Source organism: Fictibacillus phosphorivorans (assembly GCF_001629705.1).
In the GTDB taxonomy this organism is placed as follows: Bacteria; Bacillota; Bacilli; order Bacillales; family Fictibacillaceae; genus Fictibacillus; species Fictibacillus phosphorivorans_A.
On the sequence record NZ_CP015378.1, the window covers coordinates 3,342,864 to 3,366,110 of the forward strand.

Consider the following 23,247-nt stretch of genomic DNA (forward strand, 5'->3'; position numbering starts at 1 on the left):
ATTAAAAGGAGTTTTTTCCTTTTATTTAATTTACTCTCTTTTTGTCTAGTCTAAAATGGATTTATCATGACTCTTTCCTCATACGAAAATGATAAGGTTCAGATAATTCCGCGGGTTTTTTTATAATAAAAAAAGTCTATCAGAACGATTGTGTTCTAACAGACTCTAGGGAGTATTCCTATTTAATTAATTTGCAGCATGTATCCATATCGGGGAACGGTAACGATCGAATCGCCGTATGGACCAAGCTTCTTTCTGAGACGGTAGACAAGTGCATTGATCTCATCGTTTCCAACGTCAGGGATGTCGTTCGAACCAGCGACCATTCTCTCTGGCCATATTTGAATCTTTATTTCGTCACTGCTGACAGCCTGATTCTTTTTGCGATACAAAAATACTAGAAGATCGGTGTGTTTTCCTGACAGAAATAATGGCTCACCATCAATCGAGATCTGGCGGCGTTCAGGAATGATATGCAACCCACTCGTAATTTGTGACTCTGCAGGTTGAATGGGTGAAGTGAACTCCATCGTAAGGTCCGATTGATCTTCTTGAGTGTTCAGATAGGTTAAAAGAATAACTCCCTTTGCCAAGCTGATTACATCTCCAGATTGAAGCTGTTTCGGCATATGTGGCTCGAGAAGCTGATTATTGAGCGCCGTTCCGTGCTTTGAATCTAAATCTCGAATAAAAGTAACCCCGTCTTGCATGTAAATCTCAGCATGCTTTCGGGAAACGTATGGACTTATAAATGACACATCTGTTTCGTTCGTTTGAGAAGAACGGCCGAAGACGAGTGCTTCTCCTTCAGGTTTCAATGGCATGAGGCTCCCTGTGTCATAAGGATCCCCCGCTTCAATGCGTATGTATAAACTATCATTCATCAAAAATTCCCCCGTACATCAAGCAGTACTTGTTATAAGCATTTTAAATGATTTTCTTTAAAAATAGAAGGATTATGAGGCATTGTGAGAAATTCGTTTAGAGCTGTGCTGGATATTTGGTGATTAATAAACTTTTTAGGTTCGTGAATGATTGCAGTGACAATGAAATTCTGAGAAGATTCGTGAAGTTCTGGAATCGCTCACAAAGTCTTGGAATCGCTCATAAAATTCTCGAATCGCTCACATATTCCTGGAATCGCTCATAAAACTCTCGAATCGCTCACAAAGTCTTGGAATCGCTCATAAAACTCTCGAATCGCTCTCAAATTCCTGGAATCGCTCATAAAACTTTCGAATCGCTCACAAAATTCTAGAATCGCTCACAACCCCCATGAAAACACTATATGTATTTAATTCTGAAATCCTTTAAGCAAAAAAGACAAGCCATATTACCTATCTTTCTCTTTTTAGGTATAGGACAACCCTGCTTTTACGAATCTTAAAGGTAACACGATTGGAGGGATCAAAGATGACTGTTTTTGAAACGATGTCGCTCATGATCAGTTTCTCAATGCTCATTGTTACTATCCTTCACTCTAACAATCGCTCTCGATAAGCAGCAGAGTTGGCTTAAACCCCTTTTAAATGAAGACAGCCCCCGGATCAGCGCTTTTAGTGCTTAATCCGGGGGCTTGTCTTTTTCACAAAGACAAAATGGCGAGTTTGTCTTTGTTTGGGGTCAGACCCCAATTATTTTTTAAGGTTGTAGAATGCGTTCATTCCTGGGTATACAGCAAGGTTGCCTAGCTCGTCTTCGATACGAAGAAGTTGATTGTACTTCGCAACACGGTCTGTACGAGAAGGAGCACCTGTTTTGATTTGTCCAGCGTTTGTTGCAACAGCGATGTCAGCGATCGTGCTGTCTTCAGATTCACCTGAACGGTGAGAGATAACTGCTGTGTAACCAGCACGTTTAGCCATTTCGATTGCGTCGAACGTTTCAGTCAACGTACCGATTTGGTTAACTTTGATAAGGATTGAGTTACCAATTCCTTTTTCGATACCTTCAGAAAGCTTAGTTGTGTTTGTTACGAACAAGTCGTCACCAACAAGCTGTACGCGGTCACCGATACGCTCTGTTAATAGCTTGAAGCCATCCCAGTCGTTTTCGTCAAGACCGTCTTCGATTGAAACGATCGGATATTTGCTAGCAAGATCTTCGTAGAATGCAACCATCTCTTCAGAAGTTTTAACAACACCTTCACCAGAAAGGTGGTATTTTCCGTCTTCTTTGTTGAACAATTCAGAAGCAGCAACGTCCATTGCAAGGCGAACTTCTTCACCTGGCTTGTAACCTGCTTTTTCGATCGCTTCCATGATTGTTTGAAGAGCTTCTTCGTTAGAACCAAGGTTTGGAGCGAATCCACCTTCGTCACCTACAGCTGTGTTCAATCCTTTTTCTTTAAGAACTGCTTTTAGGCTGTGGAAGATTTCAGTACCCATGCGAAGTGCTTCAGGGAAGCTTTCAGCACCAACAGGCATAACCATGAATTCTTGAATGTCTACGTTGTTATCCGCATGCTCTCCACCGTTTAAGATGTTCATCATTGGAACTGGAAGAGTCTTAGAGTTGAATCCTCCAAGGTACATGTAAAGAGGTACGTTTAAGAAATCTGCAGCAGCGTGTGCAACAGCCATAGAAACACCAAGGATTGCGTTAGCACCTAATTTACCTTTGTTTTCAGTACCATCAAGCTCGATCAACGTTTGGTCGATTCCAACTTGATCTAGTACGTCAAAGCCGATAAGTTCTGGAGCGATGTTTTCGTTTACGTTGTTAACAGCGTTCATAACACCTTTTCCAAGGTAACGCTCTTTGTCACCATCACGAAGCTCAACTGCTTCGTATTCACCAGTAGAAGCACCAGATGGAACGATTGCGCGTCCGAATGCACCTGATTCTGTGTAAACTTCTACTTCAACTGTTGGGTTACCGCGAGAGTCTAGAACTTCGCGAGCATAAATTTCAATAATAGCTGACATAATTGTCTCTCCTTTTTAAAAGAAAATGTAATTTGAGAATAAGTCATTTCTGGCATGATGTACAAGAGTCTCTGTACATATTCCGTAAAAGAAACTTATTTAATTAACGATTTACCTGTCATTTCTTTTGGTTGTTCTCCACCTAAAAGGTTTAAAACTGTTGGTGCAAGATCGGCCAAGATTCCGTCTTGACGCAGTTCTAATCCTTCTTGTGTAACAATTACAGGAACAGGATTTGTTGTATGAGCTGTCATCGGATTGCCTTCCATCGTAATTACTTCATCAGCATTACCATGGTCAGCTGTAATGATCGCTGCCCCACCTTTTGCAAGGATCGCATCAACCACTCTTCCTAAACACTCATCCACTGTTTCAACCGCTTTAATCGTAGGCTCAAGCATGCCTGAGTGCCCTACCATATCAGGGTTGGCAAAGTTTAAGATGATCGCATCGTGCTTATCTGCTTCAATCTCACCAACAAGCGCATCCGTAACTTCATAAGCACTCATCTCAGGCTTTAAGTCATACGTTGCTACTTTAGGCGAGTCGATCAAGATACGCGTTTCACCAGGAAACTCTGCTTCTCGTCCTCCACTAAAGAAGAACGTTACGTGTGGGTACTTTTCAGTTTCAGCAATACGAAGCTGTTTAAAGTTTTGTTGTGATAAAACTTCACCCAACGTGTTGTCTAGGTTTGTAGGTTTAAACGCTACATCCCCATCAACTGTCTCACTAAAGTGTGTTAAACAAACGAAGTGAAGGTTTTTCGGGAACGCTTCTCCGCGATCGAATCCACGGAAATCTTCGTTCGTAAAGACTTGTGAAATTTGAATCGCACGGTCAGGACGGAAGTTACAGAAGATAACTGCATCTCCATCTTGAACAGTTGCAACAGGTTCTCCGTTTTCTTTTTTCAAGACAGAAGGAAGAACGAATTCATCATGAACACCATTGCTGTATGAATCTTCAACGACTTCAAACGGATTTTTGTAATCTGGTCCTTCACCATAAACCATAGCACGGTACGATTTTTCAACTCGATCCCAACGCTTATCACGGTCCATTGAATAGTAGCGACCTGAAAGTGTTGCGATCTCACCAACACCGAGTTCGTTTATCTTGTCCACTGTTTTTTGAATATAGACTTTTGCTGATTGCGGAGGTACATCACGCCCGTCCAAGAATCCGTGCAGGTATACCTTTTCCACGTTCTGCTTTTTCGCTAATTCTAAAAGTGAAAGAATGTGATCGATGTGGCTATGAATACCACCATCAGAAAGCAATCCAAAGATATGAAGTGCTTTGCCAGTCTTTTTCACATGGTCCATCGCATCAATGAACGTTTGATTTTCGAAAAAATCTCCTTCTTTGATCGATAGATTCACGCGCGTCAAACTTTGATAGACGATACGTCCAGCACCAATGTTTAAGTGACCTACTTCAGAGTTACCCATTTGACCTTCAGGAAGTCCAACGGCTTCCCCACTAGCTGTTAGTTGAGCGTGCGGATACGTTTCCCAGTAGCGGTCAAAGTTGGGCTTTTTCGCTTGTGCAACAGCATTACCTTTGTCTTCATTACGGCAAGCAAAACCGTCTAAGATGATTAAAGCTACTGGTTTTTTACTCATCGGCTAACGCCCTCCAGAAGCTGAAGGTAAGATTTTGGCTCAAGGCTAGCTCCGCCAACCAAAGCGCCATCAATATCAGACATACCCATTAATTCTTTAATGTTATCAGGCTTAACACTGCCGCCGTATTGAATACGAACAGCATCTGCAACATCTTGAGAGAATTGATCGGCTACAACACTGCGGATGTATGCACATACTTCGTTCGCATCTTCAGAAGAAGCTGTTTTGCCTGTTCCGATCGCCCAAACTGGCTCGTATGCGATCACAGTTTGTTTCATCTGCTCATCTGTTAAACCAGATAAACCTTTTTCAGTCTGCTCTTTAACAACATCCTTCGTCTTGTCTGCTTCACGCTGTTCAAGCGTTTCACCCACACAAACGATCGGAGTCAGACCATGCTTGAATGCAGCATGTGTCTTCTGGTTAACAAGCTCATCTGTCTCACCAAAAAGCTCACGACGCTCAGAATGTCCAAGAATAACATATTGAACGTTAAGATCTTTTAGCATAACAGGGCTGATTTCACCAGTGAACGCACCGCTCTCTTCAAAGTGCATGTTTTGTGCACCGATCGCAAGCGGTGTACCTTCTGACTCGTCTGCTAAGCTGTCAAGGAACAGAGCAGGAGCACAGATTACAGCGTCAACAGTTTCAGCTGAAGGGACAAGACCTTTCACTTCTTCTACAAAACTGCGTGCTTCTGTTAATGTCTTATTCATTTTCCAGTTACCTGCAATAATAGGTTTACGCATTCTTTTCACCTCTTAAAAGTGTTTCTTTTAGGGTAGTGCTAAATGTCATCAATTTGCTTCTTTGACAAGTTGATTGGAGTGGAAGGTGTGAGACTCCTGCGGGACAGGCCGGCAGGTGAGACACTTATACGTGAAACGTACGAATGTGGCTCACCGCCTGCCCCGCGGAAAGCGAAGCACCTGGAGCGGAAATCAACCGCCCACATAAGCTTACTTATCGTTTAGTGCTACAACTCCAGGAAGTTCTTTACCTTCCATGAACTCAAGGGAAGCACCGCCGCCTGTTGAGATGTGGCTCATTTTATCAGCAAGACCAAACTTCTCAACCGCTGCAGCAGAATCTCCACCACCGATAACGCTATACGTGTCAGTTGCTTCTGCAAGTGCATTTGCTACTGAACGAGTACCGTTTGCGAATGCGTCGATCTCAAATACACCCATCGGTCCGTTCCATATTACAAGCTTCGATTCTTTAATAACCTTTACGTACTTTTCGATCGTTTTTGTTCCGATATCAAGACCTTCCCAATCAGATGGGATGGAATCGATCGCTACTACTTTCGTGTTAGCATCGTTCGAGAAGTCATCGGCTACTAAAACATCCTCAGCAATCAGGAAGTTCACGCCTTTTTCCTTTGCTTTTTCCATGAAACCACGAGCTGTTTCAATCTTATCTTCTTCTAATAGAGATTTCCCTACATCATGGCCAAGTGCCTTAATAAACGTATAACCAAGGCCTCCACCAATAATCAGGTTATCCACCTTGTCTAAAAGATTGTCGATAACGTCAATCTTATCTTTAACTTTTGCACCACCGATGATAGCAGTGAATGGACGATCTGGATTCGAAAGAGCTTTTCCTAGTACTTCAAGTTCTTTTTCCATCAACAAACCGGATACAGCAGGAAGATGCTTTGCGATTCCTTCAGTTGAAGCATGCGCTCTGTGAGCTGCTCCGAAAGCATCGTTTACGTACACATCTGCGAGTGCAGCAAACTTTTGCGCTAATTCAGGATCGTTTTTCTCTTCACCTGGGTAAAAACGAACGTTCTCAAGTAAGATTACGCCGCCTTCTTCTAGGTTAGCGACTGCTTTTTCAACTTCTTCTCCGTAAGCTTCATCCGTTTTTACAACTTCTTTCCCAAGAAGCTCGCTTAAACGTTCTGCTACTGGAGTTAGACGAAGTTCTTCAACAACTTGTCCTTTTGGACGTCCTAAGTGACTTGCTAAAAGAACTTTAGCGCCTTGCTCTGTTAAGTATTTGATGGTAGGAAGAGCAGCGTTGATACGCGTTTCATCCGTAATGTTTCCATCTTTCATAGGTACGTTAAAATCAACACGGCAAAATACCACTTTGCCTTTTAAATCGATGTCACGAACACTTTTTTTGTTCATAAGTACATGCAGCCTCCTGACTAGTAAAAAGATTAAAAGAATAGCAATCCCCAGGTTTTACATGGGAAAGAGGAGTAGAAGCCTGTTTGAAACGACTTCTCCCCCTCCTTATTGTTCTTCTCTATCTATTAAAGTCCTTTTTTAGCGATATAGTCAATTAAATCTACAACGCGGCTAGAGTATCCAGTTTCGTTATCGTACCAAGATACAACTTTAACCATGTTTCCTTCCATAACCATCGTAGAAAGAGCATCGATTGTAGAAGAGTGAGTGTCGCCATTGTAGTCAGTAGATACAAGCGGCTCTTCAGAGTAGCCAAGGATTCCTTTAAGGTTACCTTCAGCTTCAGCTTTAAGCGCTGCGTTTACTTCGTCAACAGTAACTTCTTTGTCAAGTTCAACAACTAAGTCAACTAGAGATACGTTTGGAGTTGGAACACGCATTGCCATACCGTTAAGCTTACCTTTAAGTTCAGGAAGCACTAGAGAAACTGCTTTAGCAGCACCCGTTGATGTTGGAATGATGTTCTCAGCTGCCGCACGAGCACGACGAAGATCTTTATGTGGAAGATCTAGAATTTGTTGATCGTTTGTGTATGAGTGAACAGTTGTCATCATACCGCGCTTCACGCCGAATTTTTCGTGAAGAACTTTTGCGAATGGTGCAAGACAGTTAGTTGTACAAGATGCGTTAGAGATAACATCGTGGCTAGCTGCATCGTACTTGTCTTCGTTTACACCAAGAACTACAGTGATATCCTCATCAGAAGCAGGAGCAGAAATGATTACTTTTTTAGCGCCAGCTTCTAAGTGTTTAGCAGCGTCTGCACGCTTAGTGAAACGTCCAGTTGATTCAACAACTACTTCTACACCTAGGTCTCCCCAGCCAAGTTGTGCTGGATCGCGTTCAGCTAAAACTTTGATTTCTTTGCCATCTACAATAAGTGCATTTTCCTTAACTTCAACAGAACCAGCGAATTTGCCGTGTACTGTGTCATGCTTTAATAGGAAAGCAAGAGTGTCAGCATCTGTTAAGTCGTTTACAGCTACAACTTCTACCTCAGGGTTATTGAATGCTGCGCGGAATACATTACGGCCAATACGACCGAAACCATTAATACCAATTTTTGTTGCCATGTAAAATGACCTCCTTGATTTAAGAGAGAATTTATTTTTTATATAAAGGGAAATCCCCTTAATAACGAAATGGAAATGAACTATGAGTTACCCAATAGTTGCCGGGCAGCTCCTTCGTCCGTGATTAAAACCTTTTTCGGACCGTGTTTCATGAATGCTGCGATCGCATCGGATTTAGAAGACCCGCCTGCTACCGCCATGATGAAATCACTATTCTGCAGCTCATCTAGCTGCAAGCCAATCGTGCGTACGCGATGAACCACTTCACCCTGCTGATCGAAGTAATAGCCGAATGCTTCTGCAACAGCTTTTTCTTCTTCTAGCTTTAGTAGAACCGATGGGTTAGAGTTTCGACGTACTGCCATTGTTTTAGCATCGCCAATCCCGTGAAGCACTATACCAGCGGAGTGTATGAGCTCCATGACTTCTTTAACTCCAGGCTCAGCCATCAAAGAAAGATACGTTTCTTTACTCAACTGATCTGGAAGATGAAGCAACCTGTATTCCCCGTTCGCTTTTTGAGCCATCGTGGAACAAATGGTATTCGCTTGGTTCTCAACTTTCTCACCAAGTCCGCCTCGGGCAGGAACGAACAATAACTGTTGTCCCTTTTGTATAGGTGTCATCATCTCTGCTACTGAAGCCAGTGTTGTTCCTCCCGTTACAGCTATGATGTTCTTTGCTGACAGCTGACGCTTCAATCGGTCTGCTGCTGCTTTACCCATATCATTTTTTACCCAAACATCTTGATCACTGTCACCCGGTACTACGATGACTTCTGACAGATTTAACATATCCTTAAGTTTCGATTCTAAAACATGCAAACCAGACAATTCTTTCATCATCTCAGATAGCTCTACTAAAATATCATGCCCCTCTGTTGTTAGTGACATGCCAGCAGTCTGGATGTTTAGAAGTCCTTGATCTTTTAAAAACGAAACTTCTGAGCGCAGTACGCGTTCTGTCAGGTTCAAGGTTGATGCTAAACTTCTTCTTCCAATAGGTTCATGGATTCTCACAACATTTAATACGTTGTATCGCTTTCGCATCGTTTCTAGAAGATCTGGCAGCAACTTCTTCTGTATCTCTATTAGTTTTTTCATTGCACTTCTCCTGATTCAATGAGATGAACGATTAAGCTTTTGAGTAAGTTTAATGATAAACTGGTTGGACCATTTATGTCCCGGTTAGTCATTTTTTGTCCCATTAGCTTAAGAAAATAACTTGGTTTAACCCAAGTCCCAATATTACCTATTGTAGATTACCCTGAAAGTGATCTTTTAAAACGTGCCAGTCTTCACTTTTTGTCATAAAAGTGTCAGATTTCTCTCTGGCAAGTTTATATTATCAAATAGTATCACTACATTTCAACAACTTTTACTTATTAAAAATTAGTAAGCGCTTTCTTTACTTTATTTTCGGATAATATTCCATAGTCGACTTCTTTCCCTTCGACTTCAATTACTGGAATCATCAAACCGTATTTTTCAAGAAGGAGATCGTCTTGGTAGATGTCGATCGACTCTATGGTAAACGGAACCTCCTGTTGCAGCTTCTGTAATAGTTTATGTGCTTCATCACAAAGTGGACAATGCATTTTCGTATATAGAATGACTTTTTTTACACCCATTTTTAGTGCTCCTTCGGTTTTATTAGTTTGTTTTGTATGTATCCATTATTGTACATGAAAAGTCTCTGATCTCTGCTGCAAATCGCTCGCTTTCAACGAGGGTAACAATGAGCCTCCATCAGCTTTGCGCCTTTAGGAGTCCCCACCGTCCGTCTCATGGTTGTTTCATTGCTTCTACGTCTATACTCCTCTTCAAAAGCAACAATCTGTCAGATCATCTTGACCATAGTGGCAAACAAAAAGGACTTTTCCGTGAAGAAAAGACCTTATTTTAAGAGGTATACCGTTTCCGTTTTGAAGAAGATGGGATGTTTAATTCTTCCCGGTATTTTGCAACCGTCCTTCTGGATATCGTAAGACCGCTGTTCTTTTCCAAAAGTGAGGCGAGAATCTGGTCGGATAAAGGTTTGGATTTATCTTCGTTCTCTACAAGTTTTTTTATCTCCGATTTAGCTGAAGTTGCCGAAACACTTCCTCCATCTTGTGTAAAGATCTTAGCGGTAAAGAACGATTTAAGTTCAACCGCGCCTTTTGTTGTTTGAAGCACTTTGTTTTTTACAGCACGACTGACCGTTGATTCGTGTACACCTATTTCATCTGCCACTTCTTTTAAGGTGAGAGGTATCAAATCGGATCGGTTGAAAGTAAGAAAATACTTCTCTTGTACTCTCACGATCTCTTTCGTTATGTTAAGCAACGTTTCTTTTCTTTGATCAAGCGCCTTTTTTAACCAATTGAACTTTTGGAACGAATCATCTAAAAACTTTGATGTTGCGCTTCTTCCGTTTAAAAGGGTGCCATAGCTTTCGTTCAACTTTAGTATCGGTGAATACTTCTCATTAACCGCGATGTTAAATTCTCCGTTCTCTTCGGTCACAGAAACATCTGGATATAAATACGCCTGATCGCTAGCTGGAGCATACGCTGCCCCAGGTCGAGGATCAAGTGTTTGAAGCAGATCAGCTGCCTCTTCTACTTCTTGAGGTGTTACATTCAGTTGAGTGGCAAGCCATTTTATCTTACGCTCTGCAAGCTGTTCTAGATACTGATCTACGATTATGTAGCTTAACGTGTGATCGAGATTCTGGTCTTGAAGCTGAAGCAACAGACATTCCCTCAGATCTCGCGCTCCTATTCCAACAGGTTCCAACGTTTGAAGAAGCCCTATCAGTTCCTCACACTTTTCAACTGTTGTATGATACCGTTTTGCCGTTTCTTCAGCAGAGACGGTTAAGTACCCGCTCTCGTCAACACTTAAAAGCAAGTATTGAAAAAGTTTTTGATCCTGCTCTTGAATCGGTAGAAGAATGGATTGCTTATATAGATAGTCAAAAAGAGTTTCTTTTTCTATGATTAGATGTTCGAATGGCTGTTGATCACTTGATCGGCCATTGACACCATTTTTGCGTACGTTCTTCTTTAAGGTTGTGAACATGCCCTTAGGTTCTGCGATTTCAATGAGCGGGTTTTCTAACGCTTGCTCTTGAAGATATGACGTCAGTTCAAAACTGGGAACTTGTAAAATGGCGATGGCCTGACGCAATTCAGTTGTCATGACAAGGCTCATGCTCTGTTGTTGAAACAAACCCATTTCCATTCTAATCCCCCCTATTCCTTCATCATACTATATATGTAAGCGCTATACATCCTACAAAATTTGGGGTCTGACCCCACACAAATACAAATCCCTCATATTTGTATTTGTGAGGAAGACAGGTAGCTCTTTAAACTAACACTAGTAAACAAGACTTCTCAACCAATAAAAAAATGCCAGCACCGCCCGGAGGCAGTCTGGCATTTAAACTTTACTATTAAAGTTTTGTTACGTTAGCAGCTTGCGGTCCACGCTCGCCATCAACGATTTCGAAAGATACTTCTTGTCCTTCTTCAAGAGACTTGAAGCCTTCTGATTGAATCGCAGAAAAGTGAACGAATACGTCGTTTCCGCCTTCAACTTCGATGAAGCCGAAACCTTTCTCAGCGTTGAACCATTTTACTTTACCATTTTGCATGGGTGTTTCCTCCTTACAAACGCCATGTAAGCGTTTTAACTCTTTTAACCAACTTACTATGTAAATAAAAAGGCATAAAAAAATGCGCACTCCTCTGAATAATTCTGAAGTGGATTTAAGTGTTCCACTTCTTATTCAAAAAGTACGACCGCTTTAAATCCAAAAGATATTCACACCGTAAATGGTTGAATTAACTATAACATGCTGAAATCCAATTGTCAAAACAAGGGATAGAAATTTTATAATACTTTTGTATACACATTTGATAGGCTATGATAGATACAGAACATGAACCTTTCATGAATGGTTTTTACGAATGAAGGAGGAACACCAAGTGAGCGAAGCATTTTCAGTACCTTATTTTAAAGAGAACTTTCAGCAATACATAGAACGAAACAAAGATGTTTTTACGAAAACACATGCGATGAATGCCTACTACCGTTCGATCGTAGGCACGCTGATCAACGATAATCTTAACAAAAACAGTGAGATCGTCCGTCGTATACGCAACCTAGAAACTGCTTATATTGAAATTAAAAACGATAACTAGTGCTTAAATTTATGTAATAAGGGTAATGTTTTCTAATGGAGAGGTTTAAAATCCTGCTTCTAGCGGGCATTATGATGATAGCCCATACATAAGGTGTAAGAAGGATATTGAGTATTGCTGGCGAAATGAGTTACATACAGCATATTGTTTGACCTTGTTTGACCTTTTTTGTATGATGACAGTACAGTTTAACTTGAAAAAGGAGAAGGAGGATTTCCATGAACTTAATTCCAACAGTAATTGAACAAACGAACCGTGGGGAGCGCGCTTACGATATTTACTCCCGTCTATTAAAGGACCGTATTATCATGCTTGGTAGTGCGATCGACGATAACGTTTCAAACTCAATCGTAGCACAACTTCTATTCTTAGCTGCTGAAGATCCTGATAAAGACATCTCGTTATACATAAACAGCCCAGGTGGTTCGATCACAGCTGGTATGGCGATCTATGACACGATGAACTTCATCAAGCCACACGTTTCCACGATCTGTATCGGTATGGCAGCATCTATGGGTGCATTCTTGCTAGCTGCAGGGGAAAAAGGAAAGCGTTATGTGCTTCCTAACTCTGAAGTTATGATTCACCAACCTCTCGGAGGAACACGTGGTCAAGCGAGTGACATCGAAATTCACGCTCGTCGTATCATCCAGATGCGTGAACAGCTTAACAAGATTCTTTCCGAAAAAACAGGTCAACCGCTTGAAGTAATTGAGCGCGACACAGACCGTGATAACTTCTTGCTTGCAGAAGATGCGGTTAAATACGGATTGGTTGATAAACTGATCACATCTGTAGATAGTACAGATCTTAAAAAATAAGAGTGTAATTTAAAAACTGGACTGCGGATTAAGCAGTCCAGTTTTTTTGCGTCTATATGACAGCAACGATTTTTCCTTTAACATGTCTTTCAGAGAGTTTGATGAGTCCAGCTGGTATTTCCTCAAGTGAGATCTTTTCAGAAATCATAGCTGAAATCTTTCCTTCAACGACAAGCTGAGCTAATTCTTCATTCATTGTTGCTAAATCTTTTAGAGCTTTAATTGAATTTGAGAAATGTGCAGCACCTAGCGCGATCTCATGAAAAGAAAGAGCCTGACTGAATGGTGTTACAGCTGAATAATCTGGGTTTCCTGCTATAAAAGCTATTCGCCCGTTAAATGCGATACTTTTTAAAGACTCCGTAGCATTCACGCGACTAACCGTGTCAAGCACAGCATCGACTCCAACTTCGTCTGTAAGTTCCATGATACGTGCATGGACGTCTTCTGTTTTGTAAAAAATCACGTGATCTGCCCCAAGGCTTTTTACATACTCCTCATTTTCAGGAGAACATGTTGTGAGGATGGTAGCTCCGATTTGTTTCGCTAACTGGATAGCAAATCCCCCAACACCACCAGCTCCACCATGAATCAAGATCGTCTCACCTTTTTGAAGATTCATTTTACGAATCAACGCTTGGTATGCTGTCATCCCTGCACAAGGAAGAGCCGCTGCTTCTTCAAATGATAGCTCATCTGGAATTCTAGCCAAAGAATGAGCCGTAGTCACAGCATACTCTGCAAAACCGCCATTTTTTATGAAGTTCCCATGAAAGAAAACACGATCCCCCTGCCGGAACTCATGAACGCCTTCACCTGCTTCTTCAACAATCCCCGCTGCATCAACACCCAGGATGTGAGGATAATGCCAGGCTGGGTTTCCATTTGTAGCAGTCTTGTAGTCTACAGGATTGAGGCCAGCAGCCTTGATACGAATCAAAACTTCTCCTGGTCCTGGAGATGGTTTTTCAGTTTCTTGAACCTTCATCTCTCGCCACATGTTTTTATCTTCAAGCATTAAAGCTTTCATCTATACTCGCCCCTTTAAGTTGGTCATTTAAAAGAATATAAGGGACAGTATATCCATTTTCAGCTTTTGATAATAGCAATCTGCTCAGATGATGTTGGCTTCAAGGTCTGGTAGATTGCTTACACGGACGCGAGTGTCTTCACCGAATAGACAAAACGGGGGTTTGTATTTGTCTGGGGTCTGTCCCCCCCTCGATTGCTTTCAGCATCGCTTTCGCTTTGTTGACCGTTTCTTCGAATTCTCGCTCTGGAACTGAATCCGCAACGACGCCTGCACCTGCTTGTACAAAGGCTTTTCCATCCTGAAAGACGATCGTACGGATCGCGATGCAAGAATCCATCTGTCCGTTAAATCCTAAGTACCCGATTGCCCCTCCGTATACGCCTCTTGATTGTTGTTCGAGTTCAGAAATAATCTGCATGGCTCTGACTTTTGGCGCACCTGAAACGGTTCCCGCCGGCATACAAGACCTTAGCGCATCGAAGAAGTCTTTATCTTTTTGCAGCTTGCCTTTTACGTGTGAAACCATATGCATCACATGTGAATAGCGCTCAATCTCCATGTAAGAATCTAACACTACCGTTCCGTATTCACTGACTCTTCCTACATCATTTCTTCCGAGATCCACAAGCATGACATGCTCTGCTCGTTCTTTTTCATCAGCAAGCAATTCCTCTTCAAAAGATAAATCCTCTTGAAGTGTTTTCCCTCTAGGACGTGTTCCCGCAATCGGTCGGTTCTCCACACAACCATCATCCACTTTTACAAGAAGCTCTGGAGAAGCTCCAACGATATAGGCATCCTTCGATTTGTAATAATACATATAAGGCGAAGGGTTCATCGAACGTAGAATTCGATACACATCAAACGGATCTGCTTCTGTTTCTTGCTCGAATCGTTGGGATAATACGACCTGAAAAACATCTCCCGTTTTGATATATTCCTTCGCTTTTTTCACCATGTAACAAAACTCTTCTTTTGTATGTGAAGAACGAACTTCATTTTTTCTCATTTCCGTTAGAGGAACTTGAGTGTTAACAGCTTTCTTTCTTACAGGCTGTTGAAGCTCTTCATACGTTCTACGAATTCTATCGCAAACCTGTTCATATTTTTCATGTAGGGTTATTTCAGTGTCATCAAAAGAAACGTGCAGATTGCACACAATCGTTGTTTTTTGTTTGAGATGATCAAATACGATGATCTCGTCTGTAAATAAAAATTCCATTTCGTTTTCTTGTTCAGATGGAGTTTTTGGTCTTGGCACATTTTCAAACGTGTGAATCAGGTCATAGCCGAAAAAGCCAACAGCTCCTCCAGTGAACGGAGGAAGTGAAGAGTGTTTAGGAGATTTATATCGTGATACATAATCTTTCACGATATCTAACGGAGAACCTTGCTTTTGAATACTTTTCTTTTCATTTATAAACGTGATATCTACTGTCTTTCCTGATGATGAAACCACCAAGAATGGCCTTCTGCCAATATATGAATATCTCGCCCAGCGCTCTCCACCTTCGACACTTTCAAGCAGAAAAGCATGTTCTTCATGACGAACTCTCTCAAACTGAGAGATGCACGTTTCATGGTCAGATAGGTAGGTAAACCCGATTGGTATCACATTGAAATTTTCTTTTGATAGAGAAAGGACTTCCTCTACATTTGGCATAAACATGTTCATTCCACCTCTTTCGAAAAATAAAAAACCTCTCGCTTTTTACAGCGGAGGCTGATGTTTGCATCATAAATAAACTAAGAAAGAGGTTTAATCCCAGGATTAAAATACTCTCAACTCAGCTCAACTATGCTCTCTTTTCTCCACTCATCTCAACTCTAACTATTCTCCTGATTAGTGATTAATATATAGGGTTACCCACATGTTGTCAACTCTCAATCCCGAAGAGATCTCTGTTTGAAACAGTCGATTTGATGTAGCTTCTTTAGTACCAGTTAACGATAGAAAGAATGTCGAATCACCCATACCCAGCAAACGCTAAAAAAGAGGATGAGGCTGAATATAATCGTAATCATAAAAGCAAGACCTAAAAACAGACCCGAACTTGCTGGACCTAACAGCGAAAATCCTGCCAATGCCAAAGGATATAAAAAAATAAAGATCAACATCAGAACCCAAAAGATCAAACGTGCCGTACTTCTTCGAGGTTTAATCAAGTATAGTGTCAAAAGGATATTTACAATTGTTAATCCTGCGGCAAACGACCAGTCATGCATGAAACTTGTGTGATGCAAAATAATCGCCTCCCTTATTCCTCTAATACAGTATATAGAGAGAACGATGGTGGCCAACCCTTTTAATTGAAAAAACCGCTATTTTGTCCATTCCATATGGACAAAATAGCGGTTTGTAATTGTGTGGGGTCAGACCCCCATTATTCTGCTTTGGAAACAAAAGCTGCTAGGGCTTCGACAGCTTCATTCTCATCAGGGCCATCTACAGCGAGTACAAGCTCACTGCCAGATCCTACAGCTAAGCTCATGATTCCCATGATGCTCTTCGCGTTCACTTTCTTGCCTTCTTTCTCGACAAATACATCAGATGTGTAACGGTTTGCTTCTTGGACGAACAGTGCTGCAGGGCGTGCTTGCAGTCCGCTCTTCAACTGCACGGTTACTTTCTTTTCAACCATTCTACCTTACCTCCTCTAACCTTATCTCTCTATGAAACATCAATGGATGGGTTGACCGTTTCTAATTTTCGTTGCGATCTCGTCAATCTTGCGTAATCGGTGGTTAACACCTGATTTACTTACAGGGCCAGAAGATACCATCTCACCTAGCTCTTTAAGGGTAATTTCTTGATGGGTGACTCTTAGTTGCGCGATCTCGCGCAGCTTATCTGGAAGTGTTTCAAGTCCTACCTGTTCGTCGATAAATTTGATGTTCTCGACTTGTCTCATGGCAGCACCTACGGTTTTGTTAAGGTTCGCTGTCTCACAATTCACGAGTCGGTTTACTGAGTTACGCATATCTTTTAAAATTCTGATGTCCTCAAAGAACAACACAGCATGATGAGCACCGATCAGGGTAAGAAACTCTGAAATCTTTTCGCCATCTTTTAAGTAGATGATGTACCCTTTTTTTCGTTCTAACACTTTTGCTTTAAGTTCAAATGTGTTCATCAGTTCAGCTAATGCAACCGTATGCTCTTCATACATTGAGAATATTTCTAAGTGATAGCTTGTCTCTGGGTGGTTAACGGATCCACCTGCTAAGAACGCCCCTCTCATGTATGCACGGCGACAGCAACTTTTCTTATTAAATTCCTCTGCAATGTTGCGGGTAAACGTAAAAGCTCCGTCAATAATCTTCAAATCTTCCAACAATGCTCTTGATTCTTCTGAAACACGTACAATGTAGACATTATTCTTTTTCAAGCGCATCTTTTTTCGTACTAATAGCTCTACGTGATAAGGATATACACGTTTGATCAACGTATAGATTCTTCTTGCAATAGCAGCATTTTCAGTCGGGATATCGAGAATCAATTTTCTGTTGCTGAAAGAGATGGAACCATTCATTCGAATCAAGGCAGCTAACTCTGCTTTTTTACAGCAATCTTTCAGTTCGAGCTGCGTTAATTCTTTTTTTGTATCTGCAGCAAAAGACACCTGCATCACCACCTCTCTTCCATCCATTTCAATCTCTATTCTATTTTTCTATAAGTCCTAACAATAAATCAGAAACACGCTGTGCATCATGTCTGACAAGCGTTCCGTATTGAATAATGTTGTCGCACAACAAACCGATGCCGAACGACTTTAACCGTTCCTCATCATACTGAACTTGTGATGCGCCTTCTTCCAAATATAGATCCAAGTATTCTGGTGGAATCTTTTCATTATTCGCGATAACCACATCAATAAAATTGTGCCCCACATGATCGATCAATGCCTGAATATGATCACCAGCCGTGTAGCCTGTTGTCTCACCAGGCTGTGTCATCACATTACATACATAAACTCTAGGAGCCGTTGCCTCGCGTATACTATTAGAAATTCCGTTCACTAGAAGGTTCGGCAGGATGCTCGTATACAAACTACCTGGTCCGATCACGATGAGATCCGCTTCTTGAATCGCTTTCACGCTCTCACGAAGAGGCTCGATCTTTTCATCAGATAAAAAGACGCGTTTGATTTTCTTATTCGACAGCGGGATCTTAGATTCCCCCTGAACAATCGTCCCATCTTCTAATTCGGCACATAAAATTATACTGTTTTTCGCTGCAGGTAGTACCTGTCCTCTTACGTTTAAAACGCGGCTAAGTTCCCGAATACCTGTTAAAAAATCTCCAGTAATATCATGCATGGCCGCAAGAAGCAGGTTCCCAAGAGAATGACCCGTAATTCCGTCGCCCACTTTAAACCTATGTTGAAACATTTTTTCCACAAGCGGTTCCACTTCAGAAAGTGCGGCGATCACGTTTCGCACATCACCAGGAGGAGGCATATCATAATCCCTCCTCAACCTTCCAGAGCTGCCGCCGTCATCTGCAACCGTAACGATAGCAGTGATATCAACTGGATAGCGCTTTAAACCGCGAAGAAGAACAGAGAGTCCTGTTCCTCCGCCAAGCACTACCACTTTCGGCTGCTTATTCATTTAAACTTTATCCTTTCCCATATCTCTGTGAGAGCTGAATGTCACATATTCTTTGGAAAGTGCATTTCCGATGTATTCAGCTAGAGCTACAGAACGATGTTTTCCGCCTGTACATCCGATCCCGATGATCAGCTGACTCTTGCCTTCTCTTTTATATTGAGGAATCATGAACTGAAGCAGATCGAGCAATTTTTCTAAAAACATGTTCGTTTCTGGCCATTTTAATACATACTCAGAAATATCTGTTTCAAGCCCTGTTCGTGGTCTCATATGTTCGATGTAATGCGGATTCGGTAGGAAGCGCACGTCGAACACTAAATCAGCATCAATCGGCATTCCATACTTAAATCCAAACGACATCACGTTGATCGTGAACGGATGAGCAGCATTTGCTGAAAAGCGCTGAATGATACGTTCACGTAACTGAAGAGGCTTTAAGTCAGATGTATCTAATACTTGCTGCGCTCTACCTTTTAATTCTTCGAGCATCTCCCGCTCTTGTGTGATGCCTTGAAGGGGGTTACCGCTCTTCGCTAAAGGATGAGAACGTCGCGTTTCTTTGTATCTGCGTACAAGAGTTGCATCTTTACAATCTAAATATAAAATCTGCGGCTGAACGTCGGATGCGATGGCAAGTTGATCAAGCGTTGAGAACAACTGATCAAAAAACTCTCTCCCACGAAGGTCCATCACCAGTGCCACCTTGTTCAGTTTGCCAGCAGATTCTTGCATTAATTCTACAAATTTAGGGAGTAGTGCAGGTGGTAGATTATCAACACAGAAAAAGCCTAGATCTTCAAAGCTCTGCATGGCTACCGTCTTCCCGGCCCCTGACATTCCTGTAATAATCACCATTTGTACATCATGTCTTTCCATGCCATTTCCCCCCAGTTAGCTATGTTCCATTTTTATGCGCCCCGTCTTAACTTATGCCGGGTCTAAACGATAAGAAAGCAGTTCGAAATCAGGTGTATATGTGAATGTGCCAAATATCATGTTGCTGCCACTCGTCATATAGTCAAGAATGTGATGATCTCCTGGCGCCATCGGAAGTTCACGCACTTCTTCAACCGGCTTCCACGAAAGAATCCCCTCTTCACATTCATCTAGTGCAACACCTTCTGAATCTGTTGCAAAAAAGGTAAACATCATCCACTCTGAAACGATCTTGTCGCCTTCTTTAATAATAAAATTAAACACACCTTTTAGCTGCGGATTCTTAAGATAGATTCCCGTTTCTTCACGGTACTCTCGTATAACAGAGTCACGGATCGATTCGGTGGACTCCATCTTTCCGCCTGGTGCTACCCACCAGCCCCGTCTAGGCTTTTGAAGTAAAAGCACTTGATTATCTCTTATTAACACACAGTTTGTTACTCTTTGCACTTGTTTTCACCTCAGGGCTATGTCCTACTTGTTAGTATACTAAATTATGTAACCCCTCACAATACAGATGCCTCAAGGGTTTGACGTATTTTAGCATTCTAATTTATGGTATTTTGCTTTTCTTATTATGTGAAAAAAGAACCTATTAAATTAAAGGAATTATTTCAATACGGGTAATACCTTTGCGACATTTAACTGAGAAGCTTCTGAGCAAAATACTCCGTTCACTATGATCGCTTGTTTAAAACGAGATCCTTAAACTAAAAGCAAGCTTTCAGTCATTACCTCTTCTTTGGCAAAGTTGATTGGAGCGCAAGGTGTGAGACTCCTGCGGGACAGGCGGGCAGGTGAGACACTTAAGAGTGAAACGAACAAATGTGGCTCACCGCTTGCCCCGCGGAAAGCGAAACACCTGGAGCGGAAATCAACCACTTCTTCGCATAAATTAACTCATAAAAAAAGGACACGAAGCATAGCTCCGTGTCAAAGTCTTGCCTTTATAAAAAGGGGGTCAATTTCTTATTTTTAATATACCCCACAATTATTTCATCACTGTTACAATCACATTAATTGGAAGTTACGTTTTTTAACTTCTCCGTTAATGTTTCCACGTAGTGCTGAGCCGCTTGTGCAGCGATACTTCCATCACCTGTAGCTGTAACGATTTGACGGAGTGTTTTTTCACGAATATCGCCTGCTGCAAAGATACCAGGAATTCTAGTTTCCATCTGTTCGTTCGTTTCTACATAGCCGTTTTCATTCGTGATGCCAAGATTTTTAAACGCTGCGTTAAGTGGCAGCATTCCGATATAGATGAACACACCATCTGCTGAGAAGTCTTGCTCTTCTCCCGTTTCAGAATGAACTAACGTCACTTTGTTCACTTTGTTGTTTTCACCGTGTATCTCTTTAACTGAATGATTCCAGATAAAATCGATCTTTTCGTTATCAAACGCACGTTGTTGAAGGATCTTTTGTGCACGAAGTTTGTCACGTCTATGAACGATTGTTACTTTCGAAGCGAAACGAGTCAGGTAAACACCCTCCTCAACAGCAGAGTCACCACCGCCGACAACGACTAGTTCACGGTTCTTAAAGAATGCACCATCACATACGGCACAATAAGAAACGCCGCGTCCAGAGAATTCTTTTTCACCTGGAATGCCTAATTTCTTATACTCAGCACCTGTTGAGATGATGATTGAACGCGCTTTGTACGTTTTGCTACCAGCATGGATCGTCTTGTACTCTTCGCCATCAACGATCTCTTTTACATCTCCGTAAGCATATTCAGCACCGAATTTTTTTGCGTGCTCAAACATTTTGTTTGAAAGTTCTGGTCCTAGAATGTGATCAAAACCAGGATAGTTTTCTACATCTTCCGTATTAGCCATCTGTCCGCCCGGGATACCTCTTTCGATCATGATCGTATCCAAGTTCGCGCGTGATGTATAAACCGCTGCAGTCATACCAGCTGGTCCTGCACCAAGAATAGCTACATCATAAATTCTTTCTTCAGTCATTCATGCCCACTCCTTATATAAGGAAATTCTTATTTGCTATATCTCTATCCTATTCTCACATAGGAGTAAAGTCCATCATTCTGCTCAAACGTTGCGATTCACCCAACTAATTAGTTTTTTTATGCGTAAAGACAATACAGAAACGGTGATTTCGTATTGCTCAGCAACACTTTTTTGGGTAGAACGCCCTTTTTGCTTACGAGCTAAGTGATCGATTGCCGCAGCAATGGCTTTTTGGTTATCAAAGATTCGCTCGCCAGTCGTTTCTGCAAACTTAATAGCTTCTGCCCAATAAAATAAAACATGTTCATCTAGCGCAGAACCCATCTCTTTTACTAAAAGAAGAACATCCATTGCCATACTGATAATCTCAGATGCCATGCCCACTTCAACAGAAGTATCATCATGAACAAGTTTCACAGCTCGTTCTGGCTGATGTTCGAGCATGATCGTTGCGGCGATTTCTTTTACAAGTAACGACTCTTCTTTTCTAAGACAAAATTCACGAAGCGTCTCATAAGCCTCTTCATTTTTATTCCCTCTAAGTAGAAATAAATGCGTAATTTTGTTTTTTTCCAGTCCTTTACGAACTTGCTGAATATGTTCCATCGCTTTCACTTGACGATCTTTTTTCGGTTTGTTCTGATTGTTAGTCGGAATGCGGTATTGATAGTCCCCGCCTGTTATCGTCAGCTCATCTTTTTGCGCCTTTTCCAAATAAAAAGGAGCAACATGACCTTCAGGATCAAGATCGATTACCTTTTTCCAAGTTTTAAGAGAAAGGTCCTTTTGTCCAAGTGCATAGTACGAAACCGCCAGCATATGTGTGGTTACAGGATCGTATACAAATGACGATTTTCTAAGAGACTGTAGCCATTTATTTGCATACAAATGCTCTTCTAATAAGCCGAACGTATTTCCTAATTTATAACGATGTTCAGGATGCATCGGATGCACCGTTTTTAATCGCTCAACAAGCTTACCACCAGGTTCGTCCATCCCTAAATGGAACAGAAAAATAGCAAGGTTGCAGAGTGCGTTCAAGTTACCAGGATTCTTATCCAAAACATCTTGAAGAACATCCATCGCTTCATCAAACTCGCTCTTATAAAAATGAGTGAGTGCTAAGTTATTATACGCCGCCCAAAACTTAGGATGATTTGAAATGATCTCTCTTAACTGTTGTTGCGCAAGTGGTAGATCACCTCGTTCGATCGACTGCCTCGCTTCATCATGAAGCTTGATCAGCTCTTCTTCCGTTGACAGGGGCAAGCTAGAAGTCTTGCTTCCTGTTTCAAGTGAGATAAGATCTAACAGTTCTTGTGTATCTTCCACAAATTCACCGTTAGGATCAATCGCCATATATAAACGAGCATGTTCTTCGGCATCACTATACATGCCTAAGTGCGCAAAATTATTCGCAAGAAAGAAATGACATTCTGAAAGGTCTGAACCAGACTGTTCGAGAGCATTCAGCAAGTACTTATTGGATTCTTCATATTCACCGATCTCAGCGAGCGTTGAAGCAAGCTGACATAAAAAAGAGGGCTCTTCCGGCTGGAAAGTAACGGCCCGTTCAAACATTTTTTTTGCTGTATATAGATCACGCCTGTTATAGGCTTTTATTCCTTTTTCAAAAAAGTAATCCCCATCCTGGATAAAGGGAAGAACACGGCCGCTAGCTGCACTGGCCCGTTTTTGTTTATGCATATTTGGTTCCTCCATCTACTTATGTAAACTTATATACTTCTATATCGTTCCGTTTACAAAGTTTTCAACCAAAAAATTATAACACAGGCGATAGTGACTAACACCCCTTAGACTGTAAATAATGTGC

23 protein-coding genes are annotated in these 23,247 nt (G+C 41.5%); 3 read left to right on the forward strand and 20 right to left on the reverse strand.

Annotated elements, in window-relative coordinates; translation table 11 throughout:
* Window positions 1-182: 182 nt before the first annotated feature.
* A complete protein-coding gene (locus tag ABE65_RS17160; RefSeq protein ID WP_066397560.1) occupies window positions 183-884 on the reverse strand; it encodes an FHA domain-containing protein in 702 nt (233 codons plus the stop codon).
* A gap of 529 nt (window positions 885-1,413) precedes the next feature.
* On the opposite strand from ABE65_RS17160, the gene ABE65_RS22460 reads away from it, so the two are divergent.
* Window positions 1,414-1,500: a putative holin-like toxin gene (locus ABE65_RS22460; RefSeq protein ID WP_225218726.1), complete on the forward strand. Its 87-nt coding sequence runs from the start codon at window positions 1,414-1,416 to the stop codon at window positions 1,498-1,500.
* 134 nt (window positions 1,501-1,634) lie between these two features.
* Here the strand turns inward: ABE65_RS22460 and eno are convergent, their stop codons facing one another.
* From eno to cspD, 9 genes are all read right to left on the reverse strand, one after another.
* Complete coding sequence (gene eno / locus ABE65_RS17165) at window positions 1,635-2,927, reverse strand: phosphopyruvate hydratase (RefSeq protein ID WP_066245699.1); 1,293 nt, start codon at window positions 2,925-2,927, stop codon at window positions 1,635-1,637.
* Window positions 2,928-3,022: 95 nt separating this feature from the next.
* On the reverse strand, window positions 3,023-4,555 hold the full coding sequence (gpmI, locus tag ABE65_RS17170) for a 2,3-bisphosphoglycerate-independent phosphoglycerate mutase (RefSeq protein ID WP_066397563.1): 1,533 nt from the start codon (window positions 4,553-4,555) through the stop codon (window positions 3,023-3,025).
* Window positions 4,552-5,310, reverse strand: a complete 759-nt coding sequence (tpiA, locus tag ABE65_RS17175) for a triose-phosphate isomerase (protein ID WP_066397579.1) — start codon at window positions 5,308-5,310, stop codon at window positions 4,552-4,554. The genes gpmI and tpiA overlap by 4 nt, the downstream gene beginning before the upstream one ends.
* A 210-nt stretch (window positions 5,311-5,520) precedes the next feature.
* Window positions 5,521-6,705: a phosphoglycerate kinase gene (locus ABE65_RS17180; RefSeq protein ID WP_066397581.1), complete on the reverse strand. Its 1,185-nt coding sequence runs from the start codon at window positions 6,703-6,705 to the stop codon at window positions 5,521-5,523.
* Window positions 6,706-6,833: 128 nt separating this feature from the next.
* Window positions 6,834-7,841, reverse strand: a complete 1,008-nt coding sequence (gene gap / locus ABE65_RS17185; protein WP_066397583.1) for a type I glyceraldehyde-3-phosphate dehydrogenase — start codon at window positions 7,839-7,841, stop codon at window positions 6,834-6,836.
* Between the two features lie 80 nt (window positions 7,842-7,921).
* On the reverse strand, window positions 7,922-8,944 hold the full coding sequence (locus ABE65_RS17190; RefSeq protein ID WP_066397585.1) for a sugar-binding transcriptional regulator: 1,023 nt from the start codon (window positions 8,942-8,944) through the stop codon (window positions 7,922-7,924).
* A gap of 281 nt (window positions 8,945-9,225) precedes the next feature.
* Entirely contained in the window at window positions 9,226-9,471 is a 246-nt protein-coding gene (locus ABE65_RS17195; protein ID WP_066397587.1) for a glutaredoxin family protein, read from the reverse strand.
* 271 nt (window positions 9,472-9,742) lie between these two features.
* Window positions 9,743-11,068 carry an RNA polymerase factor sigma-54 gene (rpoN, locus tag ABE65_RS17200; protein WP_082861482.1) on the reverse strand — a complete coding sequence of 442 codons (1,326 nt, stop codon included), beginning with the start codon at window positions 11,066-11,068 and terminating at the stop codon, window positions 9,743-9,745.
* Window positions 11,069-11,282: 214 nt separating this feature from the next.
* On the reverse strand, window positions 11,283-11,483 hold the full coding sequence (gene cspD / locus ABE65_RS17205; RefSeq protein WP_066245685.1) for a cold-shock protein CspD: 201 nt from the start codon (window positions 11,481-11,483) through the stop codon (window positions 11,283-11,285).
* 334 nt (window positions 11,484-11,817) lie between these two features.
* Here cspD and yvfG point away from each other — a divergent pair, with 334 nt between their 5' ends.
* A complete protein-coding gene (gene yvfG, locus ABE65_RS17210) occupies window positions 11,818-12,033 on the forward strand; it encodes a protein YvfG (protein WP_066397590.1) in 216 nt (71 codons plus the stop codon).
* A 218-nt stretch (window positions 12,034-12,251) separates the two neighbouring features.
* Window positions 12,252-12,854 (forward strand): ATP-dependent Clp endopeptidase proteolytic subunit ClpP, encoded by a 603-nt coding sequence (clpP, locus tag ABE65_RS17215; RefSeq protein ID WP_066397597.1) that lies wholly within the window; start codon window positions 12,252-12,254, stop codon window positions 12,852-12,854.
* 52 nt (window positions 12,855-12,906) lie between these two features.
* On the opposite strand, the gene ABE65_RS17220 is transcribed toward clpP, so the two are convergent.
* The 10 genes from ABE65_RS17220 to ABE65_RS17265 form a co-directional block, all read right to left on the reverse strand.
* Window positions 12,907-13,884: a zinc-binding dehydrogenase gene (locus ABE65_RS17220; RefSeq protein WP_066397599.1), complete on the reverse strand. Its 978-nt coding sequence runs from the start codon at window positions 13,882-13,884 to the stop codon at window positions 12,907-12,909.
* A 139-nt stretch (window positions 13,885-14,023) separates the two neighbouring features.
* Window positions 14,024-15,556: an anthranilate synthase component I gene (trpE, locus tag ABE65_RS17225; protein ID WP_066397602.1), complete on the reverse strand. Its 1,533-nt coding sequence runs from the start codon at window positions 15,554-15,556 to the stop codon at window positions 14,024-14,026.
* A 275-nt stretch (window positions 15,557-15,831) separates the two neighbouring features.
* Window positions 15,832-16,131 (reverse strand): hypothetical protein, encoded by a 300-nt coding sequence (locus ABE65_RS21955; protein ID WP_153237467.1) that lies wholly within the window; start codon window positions 16,129-16,131, stop codon window positions 15,832-15,834.
* A 140-nt stretch (window positions 16,132-16,271) separates the two neighbouring features.
* Window positions 16,272-16,529 (reverse strand): HPr family phosphocarrier protein, encoded by a 258-nt coding sequence (locus ABE65_RS17235; RefSeq protein ID WP_066397607.1) that lies wholly within the window; start codon window positions 16,527-16,529, stop codon window positions 16,272-16,274.
* Between the two features lie 39 nt (window positions 16,530-16,568).
* Window positions 16,569-17,510: a DNA-binding protein WhiA gene (whiA, locus tag ABE65_RS17240; RefSeq protein ID WP_066397610.1), complete on the reverse strand. Its 942-nt coding sequence runs from the start codon at window positions 17,508-17,510 to the stop codon at window positions 16,569-16,571.
* Between the two features lie 40 nt (window positions 17,511-17,550).
* On the reverse strand, window positions 17,551-18,501 hold the full coding sequence (locus tag ABE65_RS17245) for a gluconeogenesis factor YvcK family protein (RefSeq protein WP_066397612.1): 951 nt from the start codon (window positions 18,499-18,501) through the stop codon (window positions 17,551-17,553).
* Entirely contained in the window at window positions 18,502-19,377 is an 876-nt protein-coding gene (gene rapZ, locus ABE65_RS17250; RefSeq protein ID WP_066397614.1) for an RNase adapter RapZ, read from the reverse strand.
* 51 nt (window positions 19,378-19,428) lie between these two features.
* A complete protein-coding gene (locus ABE65_RS17255; protein WP_066397616.1) occupies window positions 19,429-19,887 on the reverse strand; it encodes an NUDIX hydrolase in 459 nt (152 codons plus the stop codon).
* A 566-nt stretch (window positions 19,888-20,453) separates the two neighbouring features.
* Window positions 20,454-21,410: a thioredoxin-disulfide reductase gene (gene trxB / locus ABE65_RS17260; RefSeq protein ID WP_066397626.1), complete on the reverse strand. Its 957-nt coding sequence runs from the start codon at window positions 21,408-21,410 to the stop codon at window positions 20,454-20,456.
* An 84-nt stretch (window positions 21,411-21,494) separates the two neighbouring features.
* Entirely contained in the window at window positions 21,495-23,120 is a 1,626-nt protein-coding gene (locus ABE65_RS17265; protein ID WP_066397628.1) for a tetratricopeptide repeat protein, read from the reverse strand.
* Between the last annotated feature and the right edge of the window lie 127 nt (window positions 23,121-23,247).

Excerpts from the sequence above, each read along its gene's own strand:
- ABE65_RS17160 (WP_066397560.1), bottom strand. The coding sequence starts at position 884 with ATGAATGATAGTTTATACATACGCATTGAAGCGGGGGATCCTTATGAC.
- ABE65_RS22460 (WP_225218726.1), top strand. The coding sequence starts at position 1,414 with ATGACTGTTTTTGAAACGATGTCGCTCATGATCAGTTTCTCAATGCTC.
- eno (WP_066245699.1), bottom strand. The coding sequence starts at position 2,927 with ATGTCAGCTATTATTGAAATTTATGCTCGCGAAGTTCTAGACTCTCGC.
- gpmI (WP_066397563.1), bottom strand. The coding sequence starts at position 4,555 with ATGAGTAAAAAACCAGTAGCTTTAATCATCTTAGACGGTTTTGCTTGC.
- tpiA (WP_066397579.1), bottom strand. The coding sequence starts at position 5,310 with ATGCGTAAACCTATTATTGCAGGTAACTGGAAAATGAATAAGACATTA.
- ABE65_RS17180 (WP_066397581.1), bottom strand. The coding sequence starts at position 6,705 with ATGAACAAAAAAAGTGTTCGTGACATCGATTTAAAAGGCAAAGTGGTA.
- gap (WP_066397583.1), bottom strand. The coding sequence starts at position 7,841 with ATGGCAACAAAAATTGGTATTAATGGTTTCGGTCGTATTGGCCGTAAT.
- ABE65_RS17190 (WP_066397585.1), bottom strand. The coding sequence starts at position 8,944 with ATGAAAAAACTAATAGAGATACAGAAGAAGTTGCTGCCAGATCTTCTA.
- ABE65_RS17195 (WP_066397587.1), bottom strand. The coding sequence starts at position 9,471 with ATGGGTGTAAAAAAAGTCATTCTATATACGAAAATGCATTGTCCACTT.
- rpoN (WP_082861482.1), bottom strand. The coding sequence starts at position 11,068 with ATGGAAATGGGTTTGTTTCAACAACAGAGCATGAGCCTTGTCATGACA.
- cspD (WP_066245685.1), bottom strand. The coding sequence starts at position 11,483 with ATGCAAAATGGTAAAGTAAAATGGTTCAACGCTGAGAAAGGTTTCGGC.
- clpP (WP_066397597.1), top strand. The coding sequence starts at position 12,252 with ATGAACTTAATTCCAACAGTAATTGAACAAACGAACCGTGGGGAGCGC.
- ABE65_RS17220 (WP_066397599.1), bottom strand. The coding sequence starts at position 13,884 with ATGAAAGCTTTAATGCTTGAAGATAAAAACATGTGGCGAGAGATGAAG.
- trpE (WP_066397602.1), bottom strand. The coding sequence starts at position 15,556 with ATGTTTATGCCAAATGTAGAGGAAGTCCTTTCTCTATCAAAAGAAAAT.
- ABE65_RS17235 (WP_066397607.1), bottom strand. The coding sequence starts at position 16,529 with ATGGTTGAAAAGAAAGTAACCGTGCAGTTGAAGAGCGGACTGCAAGCA.
- ABE65_RS17245 (WP_066397612.1), bottom strand. The coding sequence starts at position 18,501 with ATGAATAAGCAGCCGAAAGTGGTAGTGCTTGGCGGAGGAACAGGACTC.
- rapZ (WP_066397614.1), bottom strand. The coding sequence starts at position 19,377 with ATGGAAAGACATGATGTACAAATGGTGATTATTACAGGAATGTCAGGG.
- trxB (WP_066397626.1), bottom strand. The coding sequence starts at position 21,410 with ATGACTGAAGAAAGAATTTATGATGTAGCTATTCTTGGTGCAGGACCA.
- ABE65_RS17265 (WP_066397628.1), bottom strand. The coding sequence starts at position 23,120 with ATGCATAAACAAAAACGGGCCAGTGCAGCTAGCGGCCGTGTTCTTCCC.